Below are 12726 nucleotides of genomic sequence, written 5' to 3'. Positions count from 1 at the left end.
CTCATCTACTAATGTAAACCAATTCCTTAAGGGGGAGCAAAATGAAAAAACGTAAACTTGGATTAGTACTTTCTTTTGCACTAGCAGCAGGTACCATTTTAGGAGCATGTGGTTCTTCAGAAGAAAACGAAAAAGGATCAAGTTCAGAAGGCAACAAAGAAGAGTCATTCACGGTTGCAATGGTAACAGATGTTGGTGGCGTAGATGATAAATCATTTAACCAATCTGCATGGGAAGGGATTAAAGCTTTTGGTGAAGACAATGGCTTAGAAGAAGGTAAAGGTGGATACACTTACCTTCAATCCCAATCTGATGCTGATTATGCAACAAATTTAAATAACTTAACTCGTCAAAAATTCAATTTAGTGTTTGGTGTTGGAGCGATGATGCATGATGCGATTGCTGAAATTGCCGAACAACAAAAAGATAGCCAATTTTCAATTATTGATTCAGAAGTAGAGGCAGATAATGTAGCTAGCATTATGTTTAAAGAACAAGAATCAGGTTTCTTAGCTGGTGTCGTTGCTGCAAATGCAACAAAAGGGGATACAGTTGGTTTTATCGGCGGGATGGAGCTCCCTGTTATTGAACGCTTTGAAGCAGGGTTTATTGCAGGTGTTAGAGCTGTAAATCCAGATATTAAAGTAGAAAGCAATTACTCAGGTGCATTTGACAAAGCAGAGCTTGGTCAATCGATTGCCTCTAAGATGTATGCCTCTGGCATTGATGTCATCTTCCATGCGGCTGGTGGAACAGGTAATGGATTATTCAAAGAAGCTCGTGACTTAAAAGGAAAAGATCCAGAGAGAGAACTTTGGGCAATTGGTGTTGACGCTGACCAATCAGCAGAAGGGGTAGTCGGAGATCATAATATTATCCTTACATCTGCTATGAAACGTGTAGACGTTGCTGTACAAGATATCGCTACTAAAGCAAAAGATGGGAACTTCCCTGGTGGCGAAACTACTGTTTACGGTTTAGATGAAGATGGTGTGACTTTGGCACCAATCAACGAAGAGTTCGCTGGCAAAGCGGAAGTTGAAACACAAGTTAACGAATGGATTGAAAAAATTAAGAGTGGAGAAGTTACTCCTCCTCAATCAGTAGAAGAAGCGAAGGCATTTACAGCAGAGTAATGAGGAAAGGAATAAGGGACTTGAAATCTCTTATTCCTTTTTAACTTAAAAGGTTAATTGAAAAGAATAATAAGTACACAAATTATCCTTTTCAATTAGGTTTTTAAAAATAAGCCTAAAATTTCATTCATGGATGTTAAATCAATCATAAATAAAAAGCGAGGTCTGACCTCTAACTACATAAGGGTAAGGAGTGGAGAGGGTGGAATATGTTATTGAAATGCTCAATATTCGTAAAGAGTTTCCGGGTATTGTAGCGAATAATAATATCACACTTCAAGTTAAACCAGGAGAAATTCATGCGCTCCTCGGAGAAAATGGTGCAGGAAAATCAACGTTAATGAATGTTTTATTTGGTCTTTATCAACCTGAAAAAGGGGAGATTAAAGTCAGGGGAAACATTGAAAAAATCACGAATCCAAATGTCGCCAATGAGTTAGGTATTGGGATGGTTCACCAACATTTCATGCTAGTTGATAAATTCACAGTAACAGAAAATATTATTTTAGGCAAAGAGATCACTTCAAAAGGTAAAATTGATTTAAAAGAAGCGGAAAAAGTAGTTAGCGAAATTTCAAAAAAATATGGTTTATCGGTAGATCCAAAAGCAAAGATTGCAGATATTTCCGTAGGAATGCAACAGCGAGTTGAAATTTTAAAAACACTTTATCGAGGAGCAGATATCCTAATATTCGATGAACCTACAGCAGTGCTAACGCCACAGGAGATTGCAGAGCTTATTCAAATAATGGGTAAGCTGATTAAAGAGGGTAAATCTATCATTCTAATTACTCATAAACTAAAAGAAATTATGGAAGTATGTGACCGAGTAACGGTTATTCGTAAAGGTGAGGGAATCGGAACATTAAATGTATCTGAAACAAATCCCGATGAATTAGCTAGTTTAATGGTTGGTAGGGAAGTCACGTTTAAAACTGAAAAAACAGAAGCTAAGCCGAAAGAAGCGTCATTAGAAATACAATCACTTACAGTAAAAGATTCCCGCAATATCGCAGTGGTAGACAATTTAAACTTAACAGTCAGAAAAGGGGAAATTGTCGGTATTGCAGGTGTAGATGGTAATGGACAAACAGAATTGGTAGAAGCAATTGCAGGATTAAGAAAAGTAGATAAAGGGTTAATTCTGTTAAACAATAAAGAAATTACTAAATTAAATACAAGAAAAGTAACTGAATCAGGTATTGGACATATACCGCAAGATCGCCATAAACATGGCTTAGTATTAGATTTTACAATTGGTGAAAATATGGTACTACAAACCTATTACCAACAGCCTTATTCGAAAACAGGTTTGATGAATAAGAAAGCGATTTATGACCAAGCAAATAGATTAATAGAAGAATATGATGTACGAACACCAAGTGAATATACACCAGCTCGCGCTCTTTCTGGAGGTAATCAGCAAAAAGCGATTATCGGCAGAGAGGTAGATCGTAATCCAGATTTATTAATTGCCTCACAACCGACAAGGGGGCTTGACGTGGGTGCAATTGAATTCATCCATCGCAAGTTAATTGACCAAAGAGATCAAGGTAAAGCCGTGCTGTTAGTTTCTTTTGAAATGGACGAAATCATGAATGTGAGTGACCGTATTGCTGTTATTTTTGAAGGGAAAATCATTGCAATGGTTGATCCCAAGGAAACGACAGAGCAAGAGTTGGGCTTATTAATGGCCGGTTCAACGAAGAAAAAGGTAGGTGATGGAAATGTCTAACCGTATGCAGAATATATTAATACCGATCATTGCCGTGCTACTTGGTATCATTGTCGGGACTATTTTAATGATTGTAACAGGTTATGATGCTATTGCAGGGTTTATAGCTCTTTGGAATGGTGCATTTGGTGATGTTTATTTTTTCGGTGAAACCGTTAGACAAATCATCCCCTATATATTAGCTGGCCTTGCAGTTGCATTTGCTTTTAAAACAGGCCTTTTTAACATCGGAGTTGAAGGACAATTAATTGTAGGTTGGTTAGCTGCTGTTTGGGTAGGTGTAGCTTTTGAACTACCGAAGATCATTCATTTACCTTTAGCTGTGCTAGCTGCTGCTTTAGCGGGAGCGATTTGGGCATTTATACCTGGTTTCTTAAAGGCGCAATATCGTGTTCATGAAGTTATTGTCACAATTATGTTGAATTATACAGCACTTCATATTACGAACTATATTATTCGAACAAAATTGTCAGAAGGTAGTGATAGTTCGGATCCAATTGCTGAAACAGCAAGTCTTCGTTCACCTTTATTAGAATCTTTAACAGATTACTCTCGTATGCACTGGGGAATTGTTATTGCCATTATTGCTGTTATTATTATGTGGTTTATTTTGGAGAAAACAACGAGAGGATTTGAGTTGAAGGCTGTTGGCTTAAATCAACATGCTTCAAATTATGCAGGCATGAATGTTAAAAAGAATATTATTCTTTCCATGGTGATATCCGGAGTTTTTGCTGGTTTAGCTGGTGCTATGGAAGGGCTTGGGACTTTCGGATATGCCGCTGTGAAAAGTGGATTTACTGGGGTCGGGTTTGATGGTATCGCTGTAGCTTTATTAGGTGCTAATTCACCGATAGGTATTGTTTTGGCGGCGATTCTTTTCGGGAGCTTGAAGGTTGGTGCCCTTAATATGCCACTAGAAGCAGGCGTTCCGAACGAATTGGTTGATATTATTATTGCTTTAATTGTTTTCTTTGTGGCTTCAAGTTATATGATTCGTTTACTCATAAGAAAGATTAATAAGAAGGGGGTGAAGTAAGTGGGTATCATGGAAATATTAATGATTATTGTGCCAACTACTTTACTTTGGGCAGCACCCCTTATTTTCACCGCGTTAGGTGGAACTTTCTCAGAACGTTCAGGTGTCATTAATATTGGATTAGAAGGATTAATGGTAATTGGTGCTTTTACAGCAATTGTCTTCAATTTATCGTTTGCCGATGTATTAGGGGCATGGACCCCGTGGGTTTCACTATTAGTAGCCATGCTTGCTGGAGTCATTTTTTCAGCTATTCATGCGGTCGCATCCATCACTTTTAGAGCGGATCAAACCGTTTCTGGTGTCGCAATCAATCTGTTAGCAGTAGGGGTTACCTTATTTCTAGTAAAATTTATTTATGATAAAGGGCAAACAGATATCATTCAAGAGAGCTTCAGTAAAATAGATATTCCGCTTTTAAGTGATATCCCGTTTATTGGCCCGATATTCTTTTCTAATACGTATTACACTTCGTTTGTAGCAATCATTTTCGCTGTGGTTGCTTGGTATGTCATTTATAAGACAAAATTCGGTCTCAGATTACGGTCTGTTGGCGAACATCCGATGGCCGCAGATACAATGGGGATTAATGTGACAAAAATGCGTTATTATGGCGTATTACTTTCGGGAGCGCTAGGTGGTATAGGTGGCGGTGTATATGCCCAAGCGATCTCTTCTGATTTTGGTCATGCGACAATTAGTGGACAAGGATTTATGGCATTAGCTGCAATGATATTTGGGAAATGGCATCCGTTAGGAGCAATGGGTGCAGCGATATTCTTTGGCTTTGCCCAAAGTTTGAGTATTATTGGTTCTAGCTTACCGCTATTAGAGAATATCCCAAATGTCTATCTACTTGTTGCACCATATGTATTAACGATTATAGCACTCACTGGATTTATAGGTAGAGCAGATGCGCCAAAAGCATCTGGGGTACCGTATGTAAAAGGAAATAGATAATAAGTAAAGTCTCGGGAGATTAGCCCTGAGACTTTTATTTTACTTATTTTCTCCTATAGATGACTGCAAGATTAGCATAGGATGGTTATTAACGTATATAATAGAAAATATTGTTTTCTTTTCATACATATACTAAAAAGATGACAAAATAGGAAGTAGAGAGATGCAAATAGGATGTTTTAAGGTAAAAAGGAATAAGGAGGTTTATTAATGAATATTACAACAGAAACAGTTAAAGAAATTGATGGTGTAAAGCTCCATCAAATTAAAACAGATAAATATAAAACCAATACGATTGTTTGGAAAATGAAAGCGCCTTTAAGTAAAGATACTGTTACACTAAGGGCTTTATTACCGCATGTGTTAGAAAGTAGTAGCGCTGCTTATCCTACCACGGCTAAGCTGAGGGCATACTTAGATGAGCTTTATGGCGCTTCCTTATATGTGGACCTCTCAAAAAAAGGGGAGTACCACATTATTTCCATGACTATTGAAATGGCAAATGAAAAATTTCTATCTGATCAGACTCCACTACTTAGAAAAGCTTTTGAATTACTTTCAGAGCTTTTACTCCATCCATTATCTAATAATGGAGCTTTTGACCGAGAGGTGGTTGAAAGTGAGAAAAGAACATTAAAGCAACGGATACAAGCAGTTAATGATGATAAAATGAGATATGCCAATTTACGTCTTGTACAAGAAATGTGTAAAGATGAAGCCTATGCGCTCCATGTACACGGTGAATTAGATGATTTACCATTAATTACAGAATCGTCTCTTTATCATTATTACGAAAAGGCTCTAGCTGAAGATGAGCTTGATTTATATATGATTGGTGATATTGATACAAATGAAGTTGAACAATATGTTCGTGAATTATTACCTTTAAAAACTCGACCTATTAAAGAAGCCTCAATGGCAAGAGCAAACGATTTGATTGAGCCAGAAACGATTAAGGAAGAGCAGGATGTGAAACAAGCGAAATTAAATATTGGTTATCGTACGGGTATCACTTATGGTGATCCTGAATATAGTGCGTTACAAATATTTAACGGAATTTTTGGCGGATTCTCCCACTCAAAATTATTTATTAATGTAAGAGAAAAAGCTTCTCTAGCCTATTATGTCGCCAGTCGTTTAGAAAGTCACAAAGGTTTATTGATGGTGATGTCTGGAATTGACAACAACAGCTATGGGCAAGCAACTTCTATTATTGAAGAACAATTAGAGGAAATGCAGAAGGGTGCCTTTACAGAAGAGGAGATTACGCAGACAAAAGCGGTCATTCAGAACCAAATGTTGGAAACAATGGATACAGCAAGAGGTGTCGCAGAAGTGCTCTATCATAATATCGTTTCTCAACAAAAAATGGACTTAACTGAATGGATGAATGGAATGGAAGCAGTGACAAAGGAAGACATTATAACTGTAGCTAAGAAAGTTCAGCTTGATACAATTTACTTTCTTCATGGAAAAGAGGTGCAAAAATAATGGAACAAATCGCATTTGATCAGCTTCAAGAAAAACTTTATTATGAAAAAATGGCCAATGGTTTAGATGTCTATGTCCTACCGAAAAATGGTTTTAATAAGACTTTTGCAACATTTACGACAAAATACGGATCGATCGATAATCACTTTGTCCCGCTTGATAAAAATGAACCAGTTAAAGTACCAGACGGCATCGCCCATTTCTTAGAGCATAAAATGTTTGAAAAAGAAGATGGAGATGTGTTTCAACAATTTAGTCGCCAAGGTGCATCTGCCAATGCATTTACTTCATTTACTCGCACGGCCTATCTTTTTTCAAGTACTTCAAACGTTCAAGAGAATTTAACTACATTGATTGACTTTGTCCAAGACCCTTATTTTACTAAGGAAACGGTAGAAAAAGAAAAAGGCATTATCGGACAAGAGATTACAATGTATGATGATAATCCTGACTGGCGTCTATATTATGGTCTAATAGCAAACCTATATCATCATCACCCTGTGAAAATCGATATTGCGGGAACGATTGAAAGTATCTCTCACATTACAAAGGATATGCTGTATGAATGTTATCATACTTTTTATCACCCAAGTAATATGTTGCTTTTTGTAGTGGGTCCAGTTGACCCAGAAGCTATAATTGCTCAAGTAAGGGAAAATCAGGCTAGTAAAAGTTATAGCGAGCAGCCTGCAATTGATAGAATCTTTGATCAAGAGCCGCAAACGGTTGCTGAAACGATAAGTACATTAAGAATGAATGTGCAAACCCCGAAATGTATGGTGGGCATTAAAACAAACGATGCCAGCCAGCAAGGGGCGGAGATGCTTAAAAAAGAACTAAGCCTAAATGTTATGTTAGACTTGTTATTTGGAAAAAGTGGGCAACATTACAATGATCTCTATCGTGAAGGTTTAATCGATGATACTTTCTCTTACGATTACTCCCAAGAATCTGGGTTTGGCTTTGCTATGATTGGCGGAGATACAAGTGACCCAAATAAACTTGCTGAAAAAGTGAAAGAGATTTTATTGCAGTCTACGAATGGTGCAAATTGGGATGAAGCAGCACTTCAACGCTCAATCAAGAAGAAGATTGGTGGGTTTTTAAGGGCACTTAACTCTCCTGAATATATAGCCAATCAATTTACTCGTTACTCATTCAATGATATGGATCTCTTTCAAATTGTTCCTTTTCTTGAAAAGTTAACGTTGGATGATATTAATGAAGCGGCAAAAGAATTACTTTCTGAGGAAAGAATGTCTGTGTGCCAAGTTTTACCAAAATAAATGATGCTAGCCCCGTTTTAGGTGGGCTAGCTTGATTTATGTATTTGTTTTTTGGAGGAAAAAAATGAAGAAATTTGTATTAATAACGGGAGCTAGTGGAGATATTGGCGAAGCAATTGCACAGGTATTAGCGAAAGAAGGTTATTCCCTTTATTTGCATTACAACAAAAATCAATCTCGTATTGATCAGTTATTGGCTGCTTTGAATACTTATGGCGGTGAATATATCGCTATTTCTGCTGATTTAACCTCACCTGAAGGATATCAAAAAATTGTTAGAAACATTTTTTCACTTGATGCGATCATTCATTGCAGCGGTCATGCTTATTATGGTCTACTAACTGACATGACAGATGTTGATGTCCAACATTTAATGAACGTACACGTCTTAAACCCGATTTTATTAACGAGAGCATTAATGCCAAAACTTGTAACAAAACAACGAGGCAATATACAGTTTATTTCTTCGATATGGGGACAAACAGGCTCTGCCTGTGAAACGGTCTATTCAGCTGTTAAAGGAGCACAGATTAGCTTTGTGAAGGCATTGAGTAAAGAAGTCGCTTATAGCGGTATACGGGTAAATGCAATTGCTCCAGGTGCCATTGAGTCAAAGATGATGTCCTTCTTTAACGACATGGAAATGGAAGATATTAAGAATGATATTCCCATCGGTCGGTTCGGTCATCCAAGTGAAGTAGCTCATGCTTGTGCATTTTTATTATCTGACGCCTCTTCTTATATAACTGGCCAAACCATAAGTGTCAATGGTGGCTGGTATACATAAAGAATGAATAATTTATTTCTCCTCGTTGCATGATAATATTGTACGTTCTAATATTTTGCATTTGCACCATCTACCTGTTGAGGCAAATGTCTATAACGAGGAGGAAATACCATGTCTGTACTAGATAATTGGCAACAATGGAAAGATTTTTTAGGTGAGCGTTTAGAACAAGGTCAAGATCAAGGGATGAATCAATCTACGGTAAGTGAAATTGCTTATCAAATTGGAGATTATCTTGCTGGATCAGTAGAGCCAAAAAACGACCAAGAGAAAATTCTTGCTGATCTTTGGTCTGTCGCAAGTGAGGAAGAACAACATGCGATTGCTAATTTAGTTGTGAAATTAGTACAAAAATAATTAGCAGGTATGGGAAAAGCAATGAAGGTGTATATGCCTTTAATTGCTTTTTTCTTATTTTACATATATTTTTACAAACGAAAAGGATTTTCCTTTCATATTAGTGGAAAATCATATATTATAGAACCTAGATTTAATTAAAAATAAATTAATATTGTGTAATAAGAATATCTGGAACTGTAGGCGAATAAGGAGTGTTTTAGGTGGAGAAAAAAGAATGGTATTTCGAATATGAAATCCAAAAAAACAGACCTGGATTACTCGGAGATATTTCATCATTGTTAGGGATGCTTTCCATCAACATTATTACCATTAATGGAGTTGATCAAGGTAGACGTGGAATGCTGATCCTTGCTAAAGATGATGACCAAATCGTTCGATTGGAATCAATATTAAAGACGATGGATACGATTAAGCTCATTAAACTAAGAGAGCCAAAGCTTCGCGATCGGCTGGCTGTGAGACATGGGAGATACATACAGAGAGACGCAGATGATAAGAAGACTTTTCGATTTGTCAGAGATGAGCTCGGTCTTTTAGTAGACTTTATGGCAGAATTATTTAAGAAGGAAGGCCATAAATTAATTGGTATTCGTGGCATGCCTAGGGTCGGGAAAACAGAATCTATTGTTGCATCAAGTGTTTGTGCGAATAAACGATGGCTGTTTGTTTCGTCAACGTTGCTTAAACAAACGATTCGCAATCAATTAATTGAAGATGAGTATAGCGATGATAATTTATTTATCATTGATGGGATCGTCTCGACAAAAAGAGCAAATGAACGTCATTGGCAACTTGTGAGAGAGATAATGAGACTCCCAGCTATTAAAGTAATTGAACATCCTGATGTTTTTGTGCAAAATTCAGAATATACTTTGGATGATTTTGATTATATTATCGAGCTTCGTCACGACCATGATGAAGATATCGTCTATGATGTAGTCGAACGTAACAATCATAATATGTTCTCCGATACAGGCTTCGGAGGTTTTGATTTTTAGTAATGTTGGAAGGTGTTAGTTTTGACAGAATTAGGTAGTCGTTTGAAAGAAGCACGTTTACAAAAAGGGATGTCTCTTGATGAGTTACAGACAGTTACAAAAATACAGAAAAGATATTTAATCGGCATAGAAGAAGGTAATTACCGTATAATGCCGGGTAAATTTTATGTGCGTGCTTTCATTAAGCAATATGCAGAGGCAGTAGGCTTAAATCATGAAGAGCTGTTAGATGAGTATAAAAGTGAAATTCCAGCAACAACCAATGAAGATATTCCAGAGAAACTTTCACGTGTGCAAACAAGTAAGAATATCTCTCCTTCAACTTCGAAGTTTTTAGATCTTTTACCAAAAGTTTTAATTATTGTCTTTATCATTGGTGTTCTTGCCGTCATTTATTATTTTGTTGAAAATAACGTGTCTAGTAGTGATAAGCAATCAAATGAAGACAATAATAACCCAGGTGCCATTGTTGAAAATAATATGCCTAAAGATGAGAAACAAAATGAAGATACTGCTTCTGAGGAAGAAAAAGACGATGCAGCAGATGAAAATACAGAAGAAGAGGAGAAACCTGTACAAGAGTTAAGTGTACAAGAATCCGCTGGTAAAAACACTGTATATGAATTGAAAAATACGGATACGTTTACACTATCTTTATTAGCAGAAGGTAAAAGCTGGGTAAGAGTGGCTAGTGCTGACAATGAAACCTTCTATGAAGAAACAATGGAAGAAGGCGTTGAAAAAGAGTTAGATTTAACATATCAAAAAGAAGTACAAGTAATCATTGGAAATACAACTGCTACTGAAATTAAAATCAATGATGAGAAACTCGAATATGAAGTTTCACCATCAGAGTATGTAAACCAAAATATTACAATCCGTTTTACATCGCTTGGCGAATAGTCATCAACCATTGATGACTATTTTCGTGTTTAGCCCCCTGAGGTGGGAAATATAGTTAAATCCTAACATTGTATCGCAAATTTAGGCTTTATGACTTTTTTTTGATAAAATATGATCATCCCACCTAGGGAAGAATTACATAATTACCGGAGGGAACTTATGAATTTACCAAATAAGATAACGATTTCAAGGATATTGTTAATACCGATTTTCATTATTATTATGTACAACCCTTTCTCATGGGGAGACATGAATTTTATCGGTGTGACGCTCCCAATTGCCCATTTTGTTGGCGCGCTTATTTTTATATTCGCTTCCGTTACAGATTGGATTGATGGATATGTAGCGAGAAAATATCAATTAGTAACCAATTTAGGGAAATTTTTAGACCCTTTAGCAGATAAGTTATTAGTTTCCAGTGCATTAATCATCCTTGTAGAATTAGGGATGGCTCCCGCTTGGATTGTGATTATTATTATTAGTAGGGAGTTTGCAATAACCGGTCTTCGCCTGATTTTAGCAGGTGGTGGTGAGGTAGTTGCAGCGAATATGTTAGGTAAGATTAAAACTTGGACGCAAATTATAGCTGTTTCTGCGTTGTTGTTGCATAATACAATCTTCGCATTGATTTCATTTGACTTTGCAACATTTGCTCTATGGGTGAGCATGGTGTTTACTGTTTGGTCTGGCGTTGATTATTTTATTAAAAACAAACATGCCTTTACCAATTCAAAATAATAGGAGAGTGGTCATCATGAATGCTGAAATTATTGCCGTTGGCTCTGAGTTGTTATTAGGACAAATTAACAATACGAACGCCAAATTTTTATCACAGCAGTTAGCTGACCTTGGTGTGAATGTTTTTTATCATACGGTCGTCGGAGACAATGCGGGGCGGTTAGAGTCTGCTATAAAAATTGCTGAAAATAGAGCGGAACTCATTATTTTCACTGGTGGGCTTGGTCCGACAAAAGACGATTTAACAAAAGAAACCATTGCTAAGCATTTGCAAACAAATCTCGTAATGGATGATATAGCACTGGCGTCTATTGAAGAATATTTTAAACGGACGAATCGACCGATGACTGAAAATAATCGTAAGCAAGCCTTAGTGCTTTCTGGTGCGAAAGTACTTCCTAATGATTACGGTATGGCACCTGGTATGTTTTATCAGAAGGAAAATAAGCAATATATGCTTTTACCTGGGCCACCAAAAGAAATGGAACCGATGTTTTTGAAATACGGATTTTCCGCAATTAAATCACAAGCAGTAGAAGAAGCAGTTATCTCGTCGCGTGTCCTTAGATTCTTTGGCATTGGTGAAGCAATGCTAGAGGCGGAAATAGAAGATATACTTGATAACCAAACAAACCCGACGATTGCACCGTTAGCGGGAGATCATGAAGTTACATTGAGGTTGACAGCCAAACATCATAACCTTGATACGGCTATAACACTTTTGGAAGAGAAAGAGAAAGAAATTATGGCAGTAGTAGGAGAGTATTTTTACGGTTATGATGATACGTCGCTGTTTAAAGAGCTCTCAAAAAGAATGCATGAAAAGAAATTAACCCTGTCTGCTGCGGAAAGTTTAACTGGGGGCATGTTTCAAGAAACATTTACATCGATTCCTGGAGCTGGTGGGCTCATAAATGGTGGCGTCGTTTGTTATACAAATGAAGTAAAAGCTAAAGTACTAAATGTAAAGCAAGAGACAATTAAAAATGAAGGTGTTGTCACTGCTACATGTGCAAAGGAACTTGCGGAAAATGTCGCCAAATTAATGGAAAGTGACATTGGTGTAAGCTTTACGGGTGTTGCCGGACCTGATGAATTAGAAGGCAACCCAGTCGGTACCGTTTATATAGGGATTTATCACGATGGTGAAGCAAGGGCTGAGAAGCTCAACCTTGGTGGTTCTCGCACATCAATCAGAAAGAGGTCATCTCTTTATGGCGCCTATTTTCTATTGAAATCCTTGGCGTAATGAGGTGTTTTAGATACTGAAGAAAGTAAGTAAGTAGTCGAAGA

The 12726-nt window shown here is 37.0% G+C and carries 12 protein-coding genes; all 12 read left to right on the top strand.

Annotated elements, in window-relative coordinates; genetic code table 11:
• The first annotated feature begins 41 nt into the window (after positions 1-41).
• The 12 genes from MKX29_RS22305 to MKX29_RS22250 all read left to right on the top strand — a co-directional run bounded on the left by MKX29_RS22305 (position 42) and on the right by MKX29_RS22250 (position 12682).
• On the top strand, positions 42-1136 hold the full coding sequence (locus tag MKX29_RS22305; protein ID WP_341107858.1) for a BMP family lipoprotein: 1095 nt from the start codon (positions 42-44) through the stop codon (positions 1134-1136).
• A 202-nt stretch (positions 1137-1338) separates the two neighbouring features.
• Positions 1339-2871 carry an ABC transporter ATP-binding protein gene (locus MKX29_RS22300; RefSeq protein WP_341107856.1) on the top strand — a complete coding sequence of 511 codons (1533 nt, stop codon included), beginning with the start codon at positions 1339-1341 and terminating at the stop codon, positions 2869-2871.
• The gene (locus MKX29_RS22295; protein ID WP_095369470.1) at positions 2864-3910 is read left to right on the top strand and encodes an ABC transporter permease; all 1047 of its coding nucleotides are present in this window, start codon (positions 2864-2866) and stop codon (positions 3908-3910) included. The genes MKX29_RS22300 and MKX29_RS22295 overlap by 8 nt, the downstream gene beginning before the upstream one ends.
• Positions 3911-4870 (top strand): ABC transporter permease, encoded by a 960-nt coding sequence (locus tag MKX29_RS22290; protein ID WP_251161477.1) that lies wholly within the window; start codon positions 3911-3913, stop codon positions 4868-4870. It abuts the gene before it with no gap.
• A 210-nt stretch (positions 4871-5080) separates the two neighbouring features.
• Positions 5081-6361, top strand: coding sequence for an EF-P 5-aminopentanol modification-associated protein YfmF (gene yfmF / locus MKX29_RS22285; protein WP_251161478.1), 1281 nt, complete (start codon positions 5081-5083; stop codon positions 6359-6361).
• Positions 6361-7647: an EF-P 5-aminopentanol modification-associated protein YfmH gene (gene yfmH / locus MKX29_RS22280; protein ID WP_341107851.1), complete on the top strand. Its 1287-nt coding sequence runs from the start codon at positions 6361-6363 to the stop codon at positions 7645-7647. The genes yfmF and yfmH overlap by 1 nt, the downstream gene beginning before the upstream one ends.
• 64 nt (positions 7648-7711) lie before the next feature.
• On the top strand, positions 7712-8434 hold the full coding sequence (ymfI, locus tag MKX29_RS22275) for an elongation factor P 5-aminopentanone reductase (protein ID WP_341107849.1): 723 nt from the start codon (positions 7712-7714) through the stop codon (positions 8432-8434).
• Positions 8435-8545: 111 nt separating this feature from the next.
• Positions 8546-8791, top strand: coding sequence for a DUF3243 domain-containing protein (locus MKX29_RS22270; protein ID WP_095369466.1), 246 nt, complete (start codon positions 8546-8548; stop codon positions 8789-8791).
• A gap of 203 nt (positions 8792-8994) precedes the next feature.
• Positions 8995-9792: a DUF3388 domain-containing protein gene (locus MKX29_RS22265; RefSeq protein WP_095369465.1), complete on the top strand. Its 798-nt coding sequence runs from the start codon at positions 8995-8997 to the stop codon at positions 9790-9792.
• A 12-nt stretch (positions 9793-9804) separates the two neighbouring features.
• Positions 9805-10695 (top strand): helix-turn-helix domain-containing protein, encoded by an 891-nt coding sequence (locus MKX29_RS22260; protein WP_341107848.1) that lies wholly within the window; start codon positions 9805-9807, stop codon positions 10693-10695.
• A gap of 159 nt (positions 10696-10854) precedes the next feature.
• On the top strand, positions 10855-11433 hold the full coding sequence (gene pgsA / locus MKX29_RS22255) for a CDP-diacylglycerol--glycerol-3-phosphate 3-phosphatidyltransferase (protein WP_191812097.1): 579 nt from the start codon (positions 10855-10857) through the stop codon (positions 11431-11433).
• A 16-nt stretch (positions 11434-11449) separates the two neighbouring features.
• Positions 11450-12682: a competence/damage-inducible protein A gene (locus MKX29_RS22250; RefSeq protein ID WP_341107846.1), complete on the top strand. Its 1233-nt coding sequence runs from the start codon at positions 11450-11452 to the stop codon at positions 12680-12682.
• Positions 12683-12726: the final 44 nt, after the last annotated feature.

This window comes from Cytobacillus sp. FSL R7-0696 (assembly GCF_038006865.1).
GTDB lineage: Bacteria > Bacillota > Bacilli > Bacillales > Cytobacillaceae > Cytobacillus > Cytobacillus kochii.
Note: the sequence above shows the minus strand (reverse complement) of the source record. Positions and strands in the feature narration are given on the sequence as shown.